The sequence below is a fragment of the Ornithinimicrobium tianjinense genome (genome assembly GCF_014636495.1).
Taxonomy (GTDB): Bacteria; Actinomycetota; Actinomycetes; order Actinomycetales; family Dermatophilaceae; genus Ornithinicoccus; species Ornithinicoccus tianjinensis.
The window spans coordinates 1256471-1274562 of record NZ_BMEM01000001.1; the positions used below are offsets into that span (position 1 = coordinate 1256471).

16 protein-coding genes are annotated in these 18092 nt (G+C 72.5%); 5 read left to right on the forward strand and 11 right to left on the reverse strand.

Annotated elements, in window-relative coordinates:
• The 8 genes from ctlX to IEV65_RS05870 form a co-directional block, all read right to left on the reverse strand.
• A partial coding sequence (gene ctlX / locus IEV65_RS05835; protein WP_188428662.1) for a citrulline utilization hydrolase CtlX occupies positions 1-992 on the reverse strand: 992 nt, incomplete at its 3' end.
• Positions 993-1001: 9 nt separating this feature from the next.
• Positions 1002-1769, reverse strand: coding sequence for a metallophosphoesterase family protein (locus tag IEV65_RS05840; protein ID WP_188428664.1), 768 nt, complete (start codon positions 1767-1769; stop codon positions 1002-1004).
• Positions 1766-2020 carry a hypothetical protein gene (locus IEV65_RS05845; protein WP_188428666.1) on the reverse strand — a complete coding sequence of 85 codons (255 nt, stop codon included), beginning with the start codon at positions 2018-2020 and terminating at the stop codon, positions 1766-1768. Before IEV65_RS05845 ends, IEV65_RS05840 begins: the two co-directional genes overlap by 4 nt.
• A complete protein-coding gene (locus IEV65_RS05850) occupies positions 2017-2619 on the reverse strand; it encodes a nucleotidyltransferase (RefSeq protein ID WP_188428668.1) in 603 nt (200 codons plus the stop codon). Before IEV65_RS05850 ends, IEV65_RS05845 begins: the two co-directional genes overlap by 4 nt.
• Positions 2620-2713: 94 nt before the next feature.
• On the reverse strand, positions 2714-4711 hold the full coding sequence (locus IEV65_RS05855) for an MSCRAMM family protein (protein ID WP_188428670.1): 1998 nt from the start codon (positions 4709-4711) through the stop codon (positions 2714-2716).
• Between the two features lie 202 nt (positions 4712-4913).
• The gene (locus tag IEV65_RS05860) at positions 4914-6728 is read right to left on the reverse strand and encodes a DUF5671 domain-containing protein (protein WP_188428672.1); all 1815 of its coding nucleotides are present in this window, start codon (positions 6726-6728) and stop codon (positions 4914-4916) included.
• Positions 6725-7171, reverse strand: a complete 447-nt coding sequence (locus IEV65_RS05865) for a nuclear transport factor 2 family protein (RefSeq protein ID WP_188428674.1) — start codon at positions 7169-7171, stop codon at positions 6725-6727. Before IEV65_RS05865 ends, IEV65_RS05860 begins: the two co-directional genes overlap by 4 nt.
• 81 nt (positions 7172-7252) lie before the next feature.
• A complete protein-coding gene (locus tag IEV65_RS05870) occupies positions 7253-9721 on the reverse strand; it encodes a DNA gyrase/topoisomerase IV subunit A (protein ID WP_188428676.1) in 2469 nt (822 codons plus the stop codon).
• A gap of 146 nt (positions 9722-9867) precedes the next feature.
• On the opposite strand from IEV65_RS05870, the gene IEV65_RS05875 reads away from it, so the two are divergent.
• Together IEV65_RS05875 and IEV65_RS05880 are read left to right on the forward strand one after the other, a co-directional pair.
• The gene (locus IEV65_RS05875) at positions 9868-10206 is read left to right on the forward strand and encodes a PadR family transcriptional regulator (protein WP_188428678.1); all 339 of its coding nucleotides are present in this window, start codon (positions 9868-9870) and stop codon (positions 10204-10206) included.
• Positions 10203-10871: a DUF1700 domain-containing protein gene (locus tag IEV65_RS05880; RefSeq protein WP_229734947.1), complete on the forward strand. Its 669-nt coding sequence runs from the start codon at positions 10203-10205 to the stop codon at positions 10869-10871. The genes IEV65_RS05875 and IEV65_RS05880 overlap by 4 nt, the downstream gene beginning before the upstream one ends.
• 5 nt (positions 10872-10876) lie before the next feature.
• Here the strand turns inward: IEV65_RS05880 and IEV65_RS05885 are convergent, their stop codons facing one another.
• Positions 10877-12601, reverse strand: coding sequence for a cell wall-binding repeat-containing protein (locus IEV65_RS05885; RefSeq protein ID WP_188428681.1), 1725 nt, complete (start codon positions 12599-12601; stop codon positions 10877-10879).
• A 106-nt stretch (positions 12602-12707) separates the two neighbouring features.
• Here IEV65_RS05885 and IEV65_RS05890 point away from each other — a divergent pair, with 106 nt between their 5' ends.
• The 3 genes from IEV65_RS05890 to IEV65_RS05900 are packed head-to-tail and all read left to right on the forward strand — an operon-like array spanning position 12708 to position 16071.
• Complete coding sequence (locus IEV65_RS05890) at positions 12708-13256, forward strand: DUF1697 domain-containing protein (protein ID WP_188428683.1); 549 nt, start codon at positions 12708-12710, stop codon at positions 13254-13256.
• Entirely contained in the window at positions 13256-14206 is a 951-nt protein-coding gene (gene lhpI / locus IEV65_RS05895; protein WP_188428685.1) for a bifunctional Delta(1)-pyrroline-2-carboxylate/Delta(1)-piperideine-2-carboxylate reductase, read from the forward strand. The genes IEV65_RS05890 and lhpI overlap by 1 nt, the downstream gene beginning before the upstream one ends.
• Positions 14203-16071 (forward strand): helix-turn-helix domain-containing protein, encoded by a 1869-nt coding sequence (locus tag IEV65_RS05900; RefSeq protein WP_188428687.1) that lies wholly within the window; start codon positions 14203-14205, stop codon positions 16069-16071. The genes lhpI and IEV65_RS05900 overlap by 4 nt, the downstream gene beginning before the upstream one ends.
• Positions 16072-16105: 34 nt before the next feature.
• On the opposite strand, the gene IEV65_RS05905 is transcribed toward IEV65_RS05900, so the two are convergent.
• Together IEV65_RS05905 and IEV65_RS05910 are read right to left on the reverse strand one after the other, a co-directional pair.
• Complete coding sequence (locus tag IEV65_RS05905) at positions 16106-17164, reverse strand: branched-chain amino acid ABC transporter permease (protein WP_188428689.1); 1059 nt, start codon at positions 17162-17164, stop codon at positions 16106-16108.
• Positions 17161-18030 (reverse strand): branched-chain amino acid ABC transporter permease, encoded by an 870-nt coding sequence (locus IEV65_RS05910; protein ID WP_188428691.1) that lies wholly within the window; start codon positions 18028-18030, stop codon positions 17161-17163. The genes IEV65_RS05905 and IEV65_RS05910 overlap by 4 nt, the downstream gene beginning before the upstream one ends.
• Between the last annotated feature and the right edge of the window lie 62 nt (positions 18031-18092).

The window sequence follows — 18092 nt, forward strand, 5'->3', positions numbered from 1 at the left end:
GTGTGCGGGTGCTCGTCGATCGCCTCGGCCGTCGCGGTGGGCTCCGGCTCGAGCGTGGGGCGCGGGTCGAGGTGGACGCCGGCGATCATGCAGCGGACCGATCCTCCGGCGAGCTCGATGGTCGGGATGTCCACGGAGATGATCTCGCACGAGCGCTCGATCGCCTCGACCTGCTCGGGGCGCAGGCTGCGGTGAGCCCGGCCCGACATCGCCATGACGTGACGCTTGCGGCCGTCCGGGGTGCGTCCGCACAGCTCCACGGCGTTGCCCGCGAACTCCCGCACCTGGGCCTCGGTCAGCTCGACGACCGTCCGACCGTTGACCGACAGGCGCTCGCGGACCTCCTCGCGGCGCTGCTCGTCCCGAATCATCTCCAGGGCGATGAGCGCGACGTCGGTGCCGATGCAGGCGATGACGTTGGTGTGGTAGACCGGCACGCCGTCGGAGTCGAGCGCCTCGAAGGCCATCGGCTCGTAGGCGAAGTCCGTGCAGAACCGCTCCAGCACGTGGGTGTCCGCGCGGTGGCTGACGGCGGTGTAGGCGACCCGCGAGACGTGATCGAGGACCATCGCCCCGGTGCCCTCGAGGAAGATGCCGTCGGGCTCCAGACCGGAGTAGTCGACGATCGTCTGCACGCGGTAGGAGGACTTCAGCATCTCCAGGACGTCGGCGCGCCGCTCGTGGCGTCGGTTGGAGGCATACATGGGGTAGACCGCGACGTAGCCACCGGCGTGGGTGGACAGCCAGTTGTTGGGGAAGACGCTGTCAGGGCGTGTGTGGTCCTCGTCCTCGAAGACGTGCACGGTGACACCCGCGTCCCGCAACGCCTGGGCCACGGCGTCCATCTCGGCGAGCGCCTGCGCGGAGGTGACCGCGTTCGACTGCCCCTCGGGGGCGTCGTTCTGGAAGGCGTTGTCGGCGGCGGTGGCCGGGTTGGGGACGAAGCTCTTGGCTCGGACGAGGATGACGCGGGAGGGGGCCTGGGCACTCACGGAGGGAATCTAAGGCATCCGGGCCTCAAGTCCCGCACCGCGCCCCGCACGCTCGCGCGGACGCAGGTCGTACACGGCATACGGCGCCCGGAGCACGGGCTGCGCGACGTTGCGGACGTGGATGCCGCGGCCGGTCGTGCCCTTCTCGGTGCCCGCGTGCGCGTGGCCGTGCACCGCCAGGTCGGCGTCCGCCTCGTCGACCGCCTCGCCGAGCAGGTAGTTGCCCAGGAAGGGCCAGATCTCGGTGGGCTCGCCCACCAGCGTGTCGTCGACCGGGGCGTAGTGGGTCAGGGCCACGGTCACGTCTGGGTCGCCCGACGCGCACTCGGCGAGGGCCTGCGCCAGCAGCTCGGCGCTGTGCCGGCCCGTGCGGGTGAAGTCCTTCATCTCCCGCTCGCCGAAGTCGCTGGCGCAGCGGCCCGCGAAGCCGAGCCCGAAACCCTTGGCGCCCGCGACCCCGAGCCGACCGCCCGGGAGGTCGAGGACCACCCCGCGGCCCTCGAGCACCCGGACGCCGGCGTCGGCCAGGATCGTGGTCACCTCCTCGGGTCGGTCGCTGTGGTGGTCGTGGTTGCCGAGGACGGCGACGACGGGCACGGGCAGGTCGCGGTACTCGTCGGCGACCACCCGGGCCTCCTCCGCGGTGCCGTGCCGCGTGAGGTCTCCGGCCAGGAGCAGGACCTCGGCGTGCCGACCGATGTCGTGCAGACCCGCGCGGTGCCGGCCGGCGAGGTCGGGCCCGAGGTGGACGTCGCCGACGGCTGCGACCCGGATCACCGCAGCTCCTCCGGTGCGCGCGGCGGACCGTCGAGGGTGTCCTCGGCGCAGGTCAGCTCGTCGACGATCTCGGTGCCGGGCAGGAGCTCGCGGACCCGTTCGAGGACCGCGACCCGGCTGGCCTCGCTCGCCACCTGCCCGTGGACCGCGACCCTGTCGCCGCGCTCGCTGACGTGGACCCCCAGCTCGGCGGTCGCGTCCTCGTCGGCCAGGCGCCGCTCGACGTCGCGCAGCGTCGGTCTCGTGGTCATGGTCGCTCCTCCCGTGCGTCGGTCCGGGTCGGTATGTCGTGCCCGCTCGCGGGGAGCAGGGACAGGTCGCGGGCCAGGCCCAGTGTGGCGCGTGCGAACGGGCTCTGCGAGGCGGCCTGCTCCACCACCGCCACGTCGAGCTGCTCCCGGAGGCTGCGGATGACCGCAAGGATGGGCGAGAGGTCGCAGTAGTGCTCCGTCATGGCCATGAGCTTGGAGATCACGAGGTCGGTCGCCGCCATCACCGGCATCCGGACCGAGTCCACCGTCATCTCCTCGGCCCTGCCCAGGAGCGGCTCGTCGACCGGGCCGCTCGCCAGCCGGTAGATCACGTCCACGATCTCGCCCTCGTGCCGCACCTTGAAGAGCCAGTCCTCCGGCGGGTCCAGGACCTCCAGCCCCCGGCCGTGCAGCGCCGTGCGCGCGCGGTGGGCGTCCTCCTCGAGGATCACCACGTCGGCGTCGTGCCGGCTGTCGGCGCCTCCCCGCGCGTACACGGCATACCCTCCCGCGAGCGCGAACGGGACGGACTCCTCCTTGAGGACGACCGCGACGGTCTTGAGCGCGTCGAGGATGGGTTGGACCTGCCCTGATGCCATCCCCTCATGGTGCGCCGGTCGGCCCCGGAGCGCTCGCCGAACGCGCCGGGGCCGGGCACGAGACACGTGCCCGGCCCCGGCCGTGGGTCAGCCGTCAGGGATCGACGGTGATGGTGCAGACCAGGGTCGCCGTCGGAGCGGTCGGCTCGAGGTCCTCGATGGTCAGCGACACGTCGCCGGGGGCGTTCGTCACGTCCGAGTCGACCGCGTCGCCGTTGCCGTCCACGCAGACGATCGTGGAGGCGGTGCCGTCGTCGACCAGGCTGTCGACCGACACCGTGACGTCCGTGAGCGGGGTGTTCATGAAGCTCACGTCTGCGGCGGCCTCGTCACCGCAGGCCGCCTCGGCAGACACCGCGACGTCCTTGGACGCGTCGGCGGAGACGTAGTTGTCGGGCACGGTCTCGGTGACGGTGTAGGTGCCGTACAGCAGCCCGCCGACGCAGGCCTGCCCGGAGGCGTCCGTCACCACGGTGTCGATGACGTTGTCGGCGGCATCGGTCACGGTGAAGGTGACGTCTGCGTGCGGTCCCTCGCCACCCTCGGCCGCTGCGTGCTTGCGCAGCTTGGTGATGTCGATCGCGCCGCGCTCACGCTCGTTGACGAAGGTGCAGGTGACGTCGTCGCCCGCGCCCAGGTTGATCGCAGCCGTCGGGTCGTCGCCGTTGTCGCACGAGGCCGACACGAGGTTCCAGCCGGTCGGCACGGTCTCGTCGACGGTGTAGGTCCCCGTCGCGATGCCGGTGTAGGTGGTCTCGTCCGCACCTGCCGCGCCGGTGCCCGTGGGCGTCAGCGTGAAGGTGCCGGGGTCAAGGCCGCCGGCGCTGGTGAAGTCGAAGTCGTCCGTCCCTGGGTCGTCGTTCACCTGCTTGACGATGGTCAGGTCGGCCAGCGCCTGGTTGTGGTAGGTGCACTTCAGGAAGTCGTTGGAGTCCTGGATGTCGAAGGTCACCGTCCTGGTGGTGAGGTCAACCGTGTAGCTGACGTCACCGGTGCTGGCGGAGCAGTCGAGGTTGGTGAACTCCCAGCCAGCCGGCAGCTCGTCCTCGGTCACGGTGTAGCCCGTGCCGAAGAGGACGCCCTCGAAGCTCTCGGTGTCGCCGTCGGCGAGGTCGAAGGTGTTGCCGGTGGCCGGATCGGTGCCGAAAGCCTTCGTGTAGTCGAAGAGCTGCGTCGAGCCGTCCGGCGTCGTTTGCTTGGTGATCTCCACCTGGCCGCAGTTGGTCAGGGTCAGCGGGATGGGTGCGACGAAGTCCTTCAGCTGGGAGGTGAAGGAGTCGGACGAGCGGCTCTTGAGCATCGCCGACCCGAAGGACTCGCACTTGGTGTCGTCGAAGATCAGGTTGAGGTCGACCGAGGCCTCGCCGAAGGTGCGCGCGCTCTGGTCCTGCGTGAGCGTGTCCATCTTGGTGATGGGCGAGGAGTTGATGGTGCCGGACGCCTGGGCGGAGCCGTCGATGTCCGTCGCAGGTCCCCAGGCAGTGCCGCTCCACTCGCGCAGCGTCATGTTGGCCTGCGCGCCGCCCTGGTCGATCGAGTACTCGATGAGCAGGTCACCGGCGGTGCGCACCTTGTTGGGGCCGCTTGGACAGTTGGCCTCGGACTGGTTGAACTCGAAGTCCATCAGCGTGGTGCCGGTGGGCTCGGTCACGCGGACCCAGTAGAGGTGGAGGTAGCCGGGGCTCCCCTCCTCCTCCCACGCGCCGAACTGGATGAGGTCGCTCTTGTTCGGCGGGATGCTGTCGGTCGTGGCGGCCGGACAGGCGGTGTCCTCCTTGACGCCACCGGCGTAGGAGTCGTCGCCGGTGCCGTTGATCTTGTCGAGGTTGAGCGTCTGTTCGACGTTCATCCAGTCGAAGTCCATGATCGCGGGCGAGTCGAGGGTCAGGTTGGCGTCGGTGTCGATCTCGAAGAGGCTGGGATCCTGCAGTCCGGCGCCGTCCAGCGAGGCCTGGTAGTGGCTCGCGAAGGCCATCGGGCCCCACGCGGACATCGCCACGACCGCGCCGGTCGCGGCAGCAGCGAACAGCCGCCGGGTGCGTGTCGCCCGACGCGCGTCCCGGCGCGTGGGCATGGTTGGGCTGGGAGACATGGTGCTCCTGTCAGAACAGGTGAGGAACTGGGGGGCACGTCGCGAGCGGCACGACGCACGAAGAGCGGCCCTGTCACGGAGTCAGGCCGCTGGTCCCGCCCGCCGGACCCCGACGACGGACGTGGTGGCTTGCCACCCACGCGCCAGTCTGCTCCGGCCCCCGCGGGGACGGGTATGGGTACTTTTGCCTATTGCGCGCGGACTAGTGGTGCATGGGCGCGAGCGGTATGGCGCGCACCTCGCCGTCGAGGGCGAGCACCAGGAGGTCGCCCGGGGGTCCCTGCGACGCCGCGAGAACGATGTCGCCCACGACGTCCTGCGGAGCCATGGGCGAGGTGGTGGGCGACGTGCTGCGGCCGGCGGGCCGCCGTAGCTGGACCAGGGCCCCGGTCCGCCTGGCCAGCTCGTCGACCGCCTCGATCGGCAGGTCCGCCACGACCTGGAGCGTGCGACGCTCCGCGGTCAGCGGGCGCGCCTCCCGGGCGGGCAGCACCTCGGCGGCGGTCTGCCGGTCCGACCTGAACACCGTCCCGTGGTAGGCCGACAGCAGCGACGTCGTCACCAGGATGCCGAGGGTGAAGCGGATGCGCCGCATGGTCTCCAGGCCGAACGTGCCCTCGAGCAGGTCCTGCAGAAGCAGGTAGGCCAGCGTGATCAGGGCCACGACGGCGGCCACGCCCATGACCCCGAAGAGGATCAGCAGGTAGGTCCGGCGGGTGACCGAGCGCAGCTCGCCCTCGGGGTCGACCCGTCGGGCGCGCTGCCCGAGGCGCCAGTGCCACAGCCAGACAGGCGTGCCGACCACCAGGAGGACGAGCGCGGCGAGCAGGGCGTTGAGAGCCCCGCCGCCGACGACCAGGTCCCCGCCGGCAGCGATGGCCTCGACCAGCGTCACCAGCACCATCACGAGGCCGCCCGCCGCCGCGAGGAGACCGACCGCGGCCATGAGGTACTCGTAGACGCGCCTGACCTCGGACCGCTCGCCGGCCCAGCCAGCCCCCAGGACCGCCTGGTGGTACCACCACACCAGGAGCCCGGCGACGACAGCGCCGATCTGCGCGGGAGCAGAGGCGAAGTGCTCCCCGCCGGAGCTGGCCCCGGGATCGCCGACGAACCAGACGAGCACGTCATACAGCAGGATGCTCAGGGCGCTCAGGGCGGTGACGAGGCCACCTCCGACACCCGCGAGGAGGACCAGGGCCAGCCAGCCCGTGGTGCGAGGGCCCCGGACAAGGTCGAGCAGCCAGTGGACGGTCCACGCTGCGGCACCCACGGCCAGCACCGCGGCCGCGCGCAGGAGGGAGGTCGTGCCCCCGCCCACGATCGGCTCCCCGTCGAGCCCCGTGAGCAGGCGCACGGTCGCGGCCACGAGGGAGGCCAGGCCGGACGCGGCCGTCGCCAGACCGACGAGGGCCGACAGGAGGTCCCGCGCCAGGAGGTGGCCCCGCGGCGTGCCGCGCCGACCCCACCACAGGTGACCTGCCCAGACGAGGGTCCACACGGTCGCCAGCGCCGCCGAGGTGCCGCGGTAGTCCTCGGCGCCTGCGAGCATCCAGAGGGTGCGGGTCCAGCCCACCATGGCCGTCACGAGGGAGATCAGGCCTGCGAGCGTGAGGTAGGCCGCCCAGCCGAGCGAGCTCAGCTCTCGCGGGTCCGCCACCGCGCGGCGATGCGTCCAGCGCGCGAGCACGAGCCAGATCGGCGTGGCGATGATCGTCAGCGCGAGCTGCAGGGCGAGCGTGCTGTCGTCGACGACCAGGGTCGGTGCGTCGTCGAGCCGGTCGAGGCCACGACCGAGGAGGCCGGTGACGCCGGCGGCCGCCGCCACGAGCAGCCCGAGGAGAAGGAGGTACTGGAAGAACCGCCGGACCGACTGTCCCGCCCCACCCGGCGCGGCGTGCTCCACGCCACCCTCCCCGCTGCGCCGTCGCCACAGGAGCACACCGCCGACGACCAGCCCGGCCACGAGGGCGAGGGGCACCAGCGCGCTCACGACGGACAGCACGTCCCAGATCATGGGTGGGGCTCCTTACCGCAGCCGTACACGGGCCAGGGATCCCCGGTGATCACCCAGCCGTCAGGGGAGCGGACCAGCCGGAAGGTCTCATCCTGGGTGAACTCGTCGCCGAGCGGGCTCCCGGACGGGTGGACCAGCCCGACGCGGACGGTCGCCCGGTCGCCGTCCACGCTGGTGTCCCGCAGCACGACCCGGGCCGCCTGGTCCACGAAGGCGAGGTCAAGGTCCTCCACCGTGCACGACCCGTCGGGGTCGAGCAGCTCTGCGGCGCCTTCCAGGTCGTCGTCGTAGATCAGGGTGACGTAGTCCTGGACGGTGGCCTCGGGGGAGCCGGCGGGCAGCTCGGGGCGTTCACGCGTCGCGGAGATCACCCCCGCGACGACCGCCAGCAGCACGAGGACCCCCACCACCACAGCGAGCACCTTCCCGGCCCGACCGCTCATGCCTCATCGTCCTCCCTGACGGACCCCTCCACGGGGAACGTGCACGTGATCTACGTCACACTGTAGTGGGATGCCGGGTGCTCAGGACGAGACCGCGGCCAGGGGCGCGCCGACCGGGACCCCGGACCCGTCGCGCTTGTCGTTGGTCTCCGGAAGGTCGACGGCGACGCCGTTCCCCGAGGCGGCCAGCGGCGGGGCGGCCCCGGCCCAGCCCAGCGTGAGGACGTCCTCGCCGCGCAGGAAGCGGTGACAGCGGACTCCTCCGGTCGCCCGACCCTTGGAGGGGTAGGCCCACATGTCGGTCACCTTGACCGAGCCGCCCTCCGTGCCGGGGAGCGCGTCGGCGGACCCGGCCACCGTGACGACGACGTTCTCGGCGCCCGGGTCGAGCACGTTGAAGCCCACCACCTGGGCGCCCGTGGCCAGCTTGATGCCCGCCATCCCACCGCCGGACCGTCCCTGCGGGCGGACCAAGGAGGCTGAGTAGTGCAGCAGCTGGGCATCGGTGGTGATGAAGACCATCGACTCCTCCCCGGTCGCCAGCTCGGCCGCGCCCACGACGCGGTCGCCGTCCTTGAGGGTGATCACCTCGAAGGACTCGCGGTTGCCGGGGTAGTCGGGGTTGACCCGCTTGACCACGCCCTGGCGGGTGCCGAGCGCCAGCCCGGGCCCCTCACCCGTGAGGCTGCACAGAGCCAGCACCTGCTCGTCGGGAGGCAGGTCGACGAACGCCGACAGCGGCGCGCCGCCGGACAGCGCGGGGGCCCCCGCCGTCGGCGGCAGGCTCGGCAGCTCGACCACCGACAGCTTGAGGACGCGGCCGGCGCTGGTCACCAGGCCGACCTGACCGCGGGCGGTCGCCCGGACCCGCGAGGTGATCACGTCGTGCTTGGCGCGCCGGCCGCCCCGCCCGGGCTCCTCCTCGCCCATGGTGCGGGCCAGCAGTCCGGTCGAGGAGAGCAGCACCCAGCACGGGTCGTCCGCCACCTCCAGCGGCGCGGCGCCCTTCGCGGTGGCGGTGCCCGCGGCGCTCGTCGCCCCGGCGGCGCCGCTGGACTCCAGCAGCACGGTGCGCCGCGGCGTGCCGTGCTCCTTGGCGACCTCGGCCAGCTCGTCGGAGACCAGACGCAGGAGCAGCTGGGGGTCGTCGAGCAGCGCCTGAAGCCGCTCGATCTCCCGCTCCAGCTCGTCGCGCTCGGCCTCCAGCTCGATGCGCGAGAACTTGGTCAGCCTGCGCAGCGGGATCTCCAGGATGTCGTTGGCCTGGATCTCGGTGAGGTCGAAGACCTGCATGAGGCGCGAGCGCGCCATCGCCACGTCGTCGGAGGAGCGGATCAGCTGGATGACCTCGTCGATGTCGAGGATCGCCGTGAGGCGGCCCTCCACGATGTGCAGCCGCTCCTTCTTCCTGCCCAGCCGGTGCGTGGTGCGGCGTCGCACCACGTCGGTGCGGAAGTCGACGTAGACCTGCAGCAGCTCCTTGAGGCCGAGCGTCCGCGGCTGCCCGTCGACGAGTGCCACGTTGTTGATCGCGAACGACTCCTCCAGCGGCGTCAGCTTGTAGAGCTGCTCCAGCACGGCCTCGGGGTTGAAGCCGGTCTTGACCTCGATGACGAGGTGCAGGCCCTTGGTGCGGTCGGTCAGGTCGAGGATGTCGGAGATGCCCTGCAGCTTCTTGGCCTGGACCAGCTGCTTGACCTTCTCGCGCACCTTCTCCGGGCCGACGAGGTAGGGCAGGTCGGTGAAGACGATGCCCTTCCTGCGCGGGGTGATGTTCTCGATGCGGGCGGTCGCGCGGGTGCGGAAGGAGCCACGCCCGGTCTCGTAGGCCTCACGGATGCCGTCCAGGCCGACGATGCGGCCGCCGAGGGGCAGGTCGGGCCCCGGCACGAAGCGCATGAGCGCCTCGAGGTCGGCCTCGGGGTGCGCGATGAGGTGGCGGGCCGCGCCGATGACCTCGACGAGGTTGTGCGGGGCCATGTTGGTCGCCATGCCGACGGCGATCCCGGAGGCGCCGTTGACGAGCAGGTTCGGGAAGGCCGCGGGCAGCACGCCGGGCTGCAGGAGCTGCTCGTCGTAGTTGGGGACGAAGTCGACGGTGTCCTCGTCGAGGCTGGTGGTCATGAGCAGGGCGGCGGAGGCCATCCGCGCCTCGGTGTAGCGGCTGGCCGCGGGACCGTCGTCGAGCGAGCCGAAGTTGCCGTGCCCGTCGACCAGGGGCAGGCGCATGGTGAACGGCTGCGCCATACGCACCATCGCGTCGTAGATCGCGGTGTCGCCGTGCGGGTGGTACTTACCCATCACCTCACCGACGACGCGGGAGCACTTGACGTGGGCCCGGTCGGGTCGCAGGCCCAGCTCGTTCATCGAGTAGAGGATGCGCCGCTGCACCGGCTTGAGCCCGTCGCGCGCGTCCGGCAGTGCGCGCGAGTAGATGACCGAGTAGGCGTACTCCAGGAAGGCGCCCTCCATCTCCTCCTGGACGTCGACCTCGACGATCTTCTCCTCGACGTCGAAGAGGTCCTCGCTCTGCGGGCGCTTGCGGGCCATGGGTCGGTGCGGCTCCTTCGTGTTCCGGGGACGGTCCAGGGTATGCCGTGCCGGTCCGCCTTCCGCGCAGGCGCCGCCGTGCGACCCGCGCGAGCACAGCGGCGGATGCTTGCGCGACAAGGTAGTCGTCAGGTACCTTGTGATGCATGACATCACCATCAGCGGTCACCCAGCTCCGCAGGGGGGTGCTGGAACACTGCGTCCTCGCGCTGCTGCAGGACGACGAGCGCTACGGCTACGACCTCGTGACCGAGCTCTCCGAGGCCGGGCTGCTGGCGAGCGAGGGGACGATCTACCCCCTCCTGAGCCGGCTGCGCAAGGAGGAGCTCGTCCGCACCTCCTGGCAGGAGTCGCCCAGCGGGCCCCCTCGTCGCTACTACTCGCTCACCGACCGGGGCCGCTCGGCCCTGGCCGACTTCACCACCTCATGGACGGACTTCAGGACCTCCGTCGACCACATCCTGCTCGGAAGGGGCACCCGATGATGACCGCACTCGACCACCCGCTCGTCCAGGACTACCTGCGCCGGCTCCACGAGGAGGCCGTGCGTCTCCCCGTGGACGAGGGCCGGGAGCTGGAGGCGCAGATCCGTGAGCACCTGGCCGACGCGCTGGGGGAGAACCCCTCGGAGAGCGCGGTCCGCGAGGCGCTCGAGCGTCTCGGTGCACCCGCCGCCCTCGTCGACGAGGCCGGCGGCGTCCCGGGGCCCGACGCGGCGGCGGGGGGCGTCCCCGTGCACGACAGCGCGTGGCGGGAGGTCGGCGCCCTCGTGCTGCTCGTCGGCTCGGCGCTGTTCTTCTGGCTGTGGCCGCTGGCCGTGCCGATGTGGCTGGCCGGCCTCGTGCTGCTCGTCCTCTCCAGGCGGTGGAGCGTGGCGGACAAGCTCCTCGGTGCGCTGGTCCTGGGCGTGGGCTGGCTGGCGCCGGTCCTCGCGGGTCTCATGACCTTCGCGGTGGACGCGCAGACCTGCTCCACGGGCACCGACGGCCAGGTCAGCTGCACCGGGGGAGGCGACGGCGGCCTCAGCGCCACCAACGTCGTCGCCATCGTCCTGACGGTGGCCTTCGCGGTGCTCTACGTGTGGACCCTCGTCCGGCTGGCCCGTCGGGCCGCCCGCGGGGCCGCCGAGGCCGTCGCGCCCGCTGCCTGAGGCAGTCAGCCGTCGCGCAGGTCGGACACCGTGGTCATCGTGTAGCCGTTGTCACGGAGCACCCGCACGATCGTCGGCAGGGCCTCACCCGTTCGGTACCCACCCAGGTGCGCGAGCACGATGGCACCGGTGGGGGGCAACGGGCTGGTCGTCCGGGCGACGATCTGCGAGGCGGTGGTGTCCGGGTCCCAGTCGATCGTGTCGCGGGCCCACATCACCGTGACCGGGTACCCCACCGCAGCCGCCTGGTCGCGCACCCAGGCGTTGTGCGAGCCGTAGGGCGGGCGCCACAGCGGGCGGGTCTCGACGCCGGAGAGCCGCTCGAGCACCGGCTCCGCCAGGCTGAGCTCGCTCCGCACGAAGGTCTGGGTCATCGGGACCTGGCACGGTGCCCCGCTCGGCGAGCCGCCACCGCCGTTGACCAGGTCGCAGTGGTGGACGGTGTGGTTGCCCACCTCGAAGAGCTCGGGGTGCTCGGCGATCCGCGCCATGACCCGGCGCCCCTCCGCGGTGTCCGCCATGATGCTCGTCGGGAAGAACGTCGTGCACACCTGGTGGTCGACGAGGAAGTCGACGATGGCGGTGGCTCCGTCGAGCCGCCCGCCCATGTCCAGGGTGAAGGCCATCTTGCGCCCGCTGACACCGCCGACCGTGGAGAGCACCTCCTGAGGTCCGCCGAGCAGGGTCGGACCGGCCCAGCAGACCCCGCGCTCGCGCTGGACAGCCCTCGCGACGTCGACCGGCAGCGCCGAGGTCCCGCCCAGGAGGTATGCCGTGGTGGGGGTGAGGCGGTCGAGCTCGCCCGAGCCGACGAGGCCCGTGGCGCTGGCCAGCAGCACCGGCCCGCGCGTCGTCCGGGTGGCCGGGACGCCCGCCAGCGCGTCGGGGAAGGACCGCCCGGTGGTGATGGTCACGCCTGGCCGGTCCGGCCCGAAGACCCGCTGGGAGACCGAGAGCGCGGTCCGGTAACGGTCGGTGCCGGAGAGACGCTCGGTGGTCGCGATCGTGCGCAGCTGGGCCGCGGCGGCGTCCGACACGGCCGAGGTCCCCCCGACGAGCATGATGCGCGAGGGGTCGAGCCGCTCCAGCTCGGTCAGCACCGCTGCAGGGACGTGCGTGGTGTCCGAGAGCAGCACGGGGCCGCCCTGGACCACGGCGGCGGCCCCGGCCGAGAGGGCGTCGGGCCAGTTGCGGCCGGTCGCGACGTAGACCACGTCCGCACCGCTGGGGAAGGCGGCCCGGCTTACCGAGACCGCCGTGCCGAACCGGTCCTCCCCGGCCAGGCGGGTCACCGAGCCGCTGGTGTAGTCGCGCAGCGTCGCGAGGACCGTCCCGTCCACGACCGCGGTCCCGCCGACCACCACGATGCGTCCCGGACGCAGCCGGGTCAGCGCCGACCTCGTGACGGCCGGGAGGCTGTCCGACTTGGTGAAGAGCACCGGGCCCGACTGGAGCGCCGCTGCGGGACCGGCGCCGAGGGCGTCGGCGAAGGAGGTGCCGTTGGCGACATACACGACGGGCACCCCGGGAGCGAAGAACTGCGAGGCCACGTCCGTCGCGGTGCCGTATCGGTCGGCGCCCGAGAGCCGGTGCACCGAGAAGTCCAGGTCTCCGTCCTGCAGGATCGGCGCCTGCGGGAGGGGCCCGGTGCCGGCCGCCCCGCCCGCGCCCGGCACCAGGGCCAGGGCGAGCGCGCACACCAGCGTGGACAGCAACGGTCGGATCCTCATGGCGGCTCCTCGCTCGCGCGGGCGCTCACGGCGAGCACCCCTCGTCCTCACGTCGCACCGGAGCGGTAGAAGGTTCAGTCCGGGCGGGCCTCGGTAGGGTCGGCCTGTGACCAGGTATGCGGCGCTCCTGCGGGGCATCTACCCCAGCAACCCGAACATGGCCAACGACAAGCTGCGCTGGGTCCTGGAAGGCCTGGGGCTGGACCGCGTGAGCTCGGTGCTGGCCAGCGGCAACCTGCTGTTCGAGACGCCGGAGCGTGACGTGCCCGACCTCGAGGACGAGATCCAGCAGGCGCTCGTGGAGCAGCTGGGCATCCGCGGCGGCACCGTCGTCCGCACCCTCGGGGAGCTGCGCGGCCTGCTCGACAGCGACCCGTTCCCCGGCCTGACCCACGGCCGCGGCACCTACCTGACCGTGACCTTCCTCAAGGACGGGGCACGGACGCCGCCCGAGCTCCCGGAGGCCACCGACCCCCTGGTGCGGGTCGTCGGCTTCGACCCGGGGGCCCGGGCCTTCCTCGCGGTGATCGACAACAGCGACCCGGGGCGCACGCCCGACTTCATGGCGTGGCTGGACCGCACCTACGGCGCGGACATCACCACGCGGACCTGGCTCACCGTCCAGCGGATCGTGGCCAAGCTCGAGGCGCCCTGATGGAGGTCCTCGACGCGGAGCAGGTGCGTGGCCTGCTCGACCCGGCGGCGCTGGTCGACGCGCTGCGGGAGGCCTTCGCCGCGGACGCCGTCCGCGTCCCCGACCGCACCCACGTCACGCTCGACCCGGCCGCGCACGCCACGCTCCTGCTCAAGCCGGCCTGGCAGCCGGGTGGCTGGCTCGGCGTCAAGGTGCTGACCCATCACCCGGGGAACGGCGACGCCGGCCTGCCCGCCATCCACGCCACCTACCTGCTGTCCAGGGCCGACACGGGGGAGCCGGTCGCGGTCCTCGACGGCACCGAGCTGACCCGGTGGCGCACCGCAGCGGCCAGCGCCCTGGCCGCTGACGTCCTGGCGCCCCCGACGGTGGACGTCCACCTGCTCGTCGGCGCGGGCAACGTCGCCGCGGCCATGCCGGCCTGCTACCGCACGGTGAGGGACGTCGGGCTCACGCTGGTCTGGGCGCGGAGCTCGGCGAAGGCTGCCGCTCTGGTGTCCAGGCTCCGCGCCGAGGGGTTCGAGGCCGAGGCGGCCGACGACCTGCGCGCAGCGGTCCGCCGGGCCGACGTGGTGACCACCGCGACCTCGTCCACACGTCCCCTCGTGCTGGCGGAGGACGTGCGCCCGGGCACGCACGTGGACCTCGTCGGGGCCTTCACGCCCGGCATGGTCGAGGCGGACGAGGCCCTCGTCACCTCGGCCAGCCTCTTCGTCGACGTGCCGGCCGCCCTGCACGAGCCCGGCGACCTGGTGGGCCCCCTGTCGCGAGGCACGCTGCGGCCCGGGGACGTGCTGGCCACCCTGACCGACCTCGCGGCCGGCCGGCACCCCGGACGCACCACCGAGCGGGAGATCACCGTCTTCAAGTCGGTCGGCACCGCGCTGGAGGACCTCGTCGCCGCGGCGCTGGCGTGGGACCGGCACCGCAGCGCGGCGGCGGAGCGGTGAACGGGCCGGGGGAGCGCTACCTCGCGCTGCTCGCGTCCGACGCCGCGCCGAGCGACTACGAGCAGGTGCTCCAGGAGTCGGTCGACGCCGGCTTCGACCGGCCACGCGTCGAACGGCTGCACCGGCTCGCGCTGCAGGCGAGGGGTGTGCGGGAGGTCGGTCGCCGGCGTGAGTCCGAGCTGGCGGCGCTGTTCGAGACCGTCGCCGACCTGGCTGCCCTCAAGGACCTCGACGACGTGCTCGAGGCCATCGTGCGACGGGCGCGCGCGCTGCTGGCCTGCGACGTCTCCTACCTCTCGCTCAACGACGACGAGCGCGGCGAGACCTACATGCGGATCACGCAGGGCATCCACACGGAGGCCTTCCGCAACGTGCGGCTCGGCTTCGGCGAGGGCCTGGGCGGCCTCGTCGCCCAGACCGCCCGTCCCTACGCGACCGCTGACTACTTCCACGACGAGCGCTTCCAGCACACCCGCACCATCGACGGTGCCGTCGGCGCCGAGGAGCTCACGGCGATCCTCGGCGTGCCCCTCCTCCTCGGGCGCGCGGTGATCGGTGTCCTGTATGCCGCCAACCACGACCCGCGACCCTTCGGGCGGGAGGACGTGGACCTGCTCACGAGCTTCGCAGGCCACGCCGCCGTGGCCATCGACAACGCGCGGCGGACCCGGGAGAGCGCCGACGCCCTGGCGGACCTGAGGAACACCGGCGAGCTGCTCCGGCGCGCCGCCGAGGGCTCCCAGCGCGCCGCCGACGCGCACGACCGCCTCGCGCAGGTGGTGCTCCAGGGTGGCGGTCTCGCCGACGTCGCCGGCGAGCTGCAGCAGGTGCTCGGGCTGGCCGTCCTCGTCGTGGACGCGCACGGGACCACGCTCGCGAGCAGCGACGCCGACTGGGAGCCGGGCCCCGACGAGACCGACGCCGCGGCCCGCGCGCTCGCGGACAACGCCACCCAGATCCAGGAGGAGCGTTCCGTCGCGCCGGTCTGGGCCGGCGGGGCCCCGCTGGCGGCCGTGCTCGTGCGAGGGCCCGTGGACGACGTCAACCGTCGCATCCTCGAGCGCGCCGCCACGACGGCCGCCCTCATCATGGCGGTCCAGCGCAACGTCGCCGAGGCCGACTCCCGCCGCCGTGGCGACCTGCTCACCGACCTGCTGCTCGACCGGGCCGGGGCCGGCGCGATCGCGGCTCGGGCCGGGGTGCTCGGTGTCGACCTGTCCCGCCCGTATGCCGTCGCGGTCGCCGCCCCGGTCGACCCGGTGATCGAGCAGTGGGCCAGGGACCACGCGGCCGGCGTCGGCGGCCTGTGTGCGGAGGTGGCCGACCGCCTGGTGCTCGTGCTGCCCGACCAGGACCCGCTCCGCGTCGGCGAGCAGCTCCTCGAGCGCGCCGCCCACCTGGCGACCTCGTCACGCCGCACGGTCGGGCGGGCCCGTCCGACCGTCGGCGTCGCCGGCCCGGTGCACGGGCCGGAGGGGGTGCGCTCAGGCTTCGACGAGGCGGGCAGCTGCCTGGAGGCGCTGCTGGCCCTGGGCAGGCGCGGGGAGGTGACCGACGCCGCCTCCCTCGGCTTCGTCGGGCTGCTCCTGGGCGGTGGGGCCCCGACCGGCTTTGTCCGGCGTCACCTCGGTCCCGTCCTCGACTACGACGAGCGGCGACGGACCTCGCTGGTGCAGACGCTGCAGACCTGGCTGGCGGAGGACCGTCACCTGGGGCGGACGGCGCAGACGCTGCACGTCCACCCCAACACCGTCACGCAGCGGCTGGAGCGGGTCGGCCAGCTCCTCGGCGGGACGTGGCAGGCTCCCGACCGGCTGCTGGAGCTGCAGCTGGCCCTGCGCCTGCAGGCCGCGCTCCGCTCCTAGCCGCGCCGGGGACGCCGGCCTGAACGGCCGCCGGCTACAGGCCCTCCTCGCCGTCGGCCGCGCTCACCGCCTCAGCGGCAGGACGCTCTCCGCGCCGGCGGGCCAGCGCGTCCGAGACCGTCCCCCAGATACCCCGGCGGAAGAGGAGCACCACGGCGATGAAGACGCTGCCGGTGATGATGCCGATGCCCTCGAAGCCCGAGGAGGCCAGCTGGTCCTCGAGGATGACGATGACGATCGCGCCGACGATGCCGCCCCAGAGGGTGCCGATGCCGCCCAGGACGGTGAGCAGCACGACCTTGCCCGAGGTCTGCCAGGCGACCTCCTGCAGCGAGACGAAGCCGTGGCTGATGGCGAAGACGCCGCCGGCGAGCCCGGCCAGGCCGGCCGAGATCACGAACACCAGGATCCGGTAGCGCTCCACGTCATACCCGAGGGCGCGCGCCCTGGCGGGGTTGTCGCGGGTGGCCACCAGGACCCGCCCGAAGGGGGAGTGCACCACGCGCCAGGCGAACCACATGCCGAGCAGGATTAGGGGCAGGGCCGCGTAGTAGAAGAAGAACGCGTCGGTCTCCACGGCCTCGAGGCCGAAGAAGTGGACGGGCACGCCCTGGAGGCCGTTCTCGCCGCCGGTCAGCCCGCGCCACTGGTTGACGATGAAGTAGAGCATCTGCGCGAACGCGAGCGTGACCATCGCGAAGTAGATGCCGCTGCGCCGCACCGACAGGACGCCGATCGGCCAGGCCAGCAGCATCGCGAAGCCGGCGCCGGCGAGGGCCGCGAGCGGGAAGGGCAGGCCCCAGTGGAGGGCGGTCAGGCCGGCCACGTAGGCCGAGCCGCCCCAGAAGGCGGCGTGCCCGAAGGAGAGGAGACCGGCATACCCGAGCAGCAGGTCCAGCGCCACGGCGAAGAGCGCCCAGGCGGCGATGTCCATGGCCACCGGGGGGTAGATCACCCACGGCAGGACGAGCGCGAGGACCAGACCGGCCGCCAGCAGCAGCCACCGTCCCCTCGTGCGTCCCAGGAGGGCCGGGCCACCCCCGGCGGGGGCGGGCGCGGTGCCCGGGCTGTCGGTCTCGGTCGTGGTGCTCATGCGTTCTCCTCGCGTCCGAAGAGGCCGGCGGGTCGGATGAGGATGACGACGGCCATGAGGACGAAGATGACGATCTGGGACAGCGTGGGGGCGTAGGCCTGTCCGAACGCCTCGACGAGGCCCACCAGGAAGCCGGCGACCACCGCGCCGACGATCGACCCCAGGCCGCCGATGACGACGACCGCGAACAGGATGATGATGAAGCTGGAGCCCATGTCGGCGGTGATCGCGCGGAAGGGTGCGGCGAGCACCCCCGCGAGGCCGGCCAGGGCGATGCCGAACCCGAAGACGGGCGTCACCCAGCGGTTGACGTCGATGCCCAGCGCCCGGGTCAGCTCGGACTTCTCGGTCGAGGCGCGCACGATCATCCCGATGCGGGTGCGGGTCATGAGCAGCCAGACCCCCAGGCACACGAGCAGCGAGAAGACCAGGACGAAGACCTGGTAGGTCGGCAGCCGGAGCGCGCCCAGGGTGAGCTGGCCGCCGAGGATCTCCGGTCGGGTGTAGGGCTGGCCGGAGACCCCGTACTCACGCTTGACGAGGTCGACGAGCAGCAGCGACAGCCCGAAGGTCAGCAGGAAGTTGTAGAGGGGGTCCAACGCGGTGAGCCGGCTGACCAGGAGCCGCTCGAGCAGGACCCCGAAGAAGAACATCAGGACGGGCACGACGATCAGCGCCAGCCAGAAGTTGAGGCCGACGAGGTCCATGAGGACGGCGGCCGCGAACGCGCCGAGCATGTAGCACGCGCCGTGCGCGAAGTTCACGACGCCGAGGACGCCGAAGATGATCGCCAGACCGAGGGCCGCCAGCGCGTAGAAGCTGCCGGCCGCCAGGCCCTGGACGGTGTACTGCAGGATCTCGTTCATGCCTCTTCCTTGGGCGGGGGGCCGGTCCGGGCGCCCGACGACGGGGTACAGGGGCGCCCGGA

Coding starts and splice junctions, on each gene's coding strand:
- IEV65_RS05855 (WP_188428670.1), bottom strand. CDS start 4,711: ATGTCTCCCAGCCCAACCATGCCCACGCGCCGGGACGCGCGTCGGGCG.
- IEV65_RS05870 (WP_188428676.1), bottom strand. CDS start 9,721: ATGGCCCGCAAGCGCCCGCAGAGCGAGGACCTCTTCGACGTCGAGGAG.
- IEV65_RS05875 (WP_188428678.1), top strand. CDS start 9,868: ATGACATCACCATCAGCGGTCACCCAGCTCCGCAGGGGGGTGCTGGAA.
- IEV65_RS05905 (WP_188428689.1), bottom strand. CDS start 17,164: ATGAGCACCACGACCGAGACCGACAGCCCGGGCACCGCGCCCGCCCCC.
- IEV65_RS05885 (WP_188428681.1), bottom strand. CDS start 12,601: ATGAGGATCCGACCGTTGCTGTCCACGCTGGTGTGCGCGCTCGCCCTG.
- IEV65_RS05865 (WP_188428674.1), bottom strand. CDS start 7,171: ATGAGCGGTCGGGCCGGGAAGGTGCTCGCTGTGGTGGTGGGGGTCCTC.
- lhpI (WP_188428685.1), top strand. CDS start 13,256: ATGGAGGTCCTCGACGCGGAGCAGGTGCGTGGCCTGCTCGACCCGGCG.
- IEV65_RS05910 (WP_188428691.1), bottom strand. CDS start 18,030: ATGAACGAGATCCTGCAGTACACCGTCCAGGGCCTGGCGGCCGGCAGC.
- IEV65_RS05860 (WP_188428672.1), bottom strand. CDS start 6,728: ATGATCTGGGACGTGCTGTCCGTCGTGAGCGCGCTGGTGCCCCTCGCC.
- IEV65_RS05880 (WP_229734947.1), top strand. CDS start 10,203: ATGATGACCGCACTCGACCACCCGCTCGTCCAGGACTACCTGCGCCGG.
- IEV65_RS05850 (WP_188428668.1), bottom strand. CDS start 2,619: ATGGCATCAGGGCAGGTCCAACCCATCCTCGACGCGCTCAAGACCGTC.
- IEV65_RS05845 (WP_188428666.1), bottom strand. CDS start 2,020: ATGACCACGAGACCGACGCTGCGCGACGTCGAGCGGCGCCTGGCCGAC.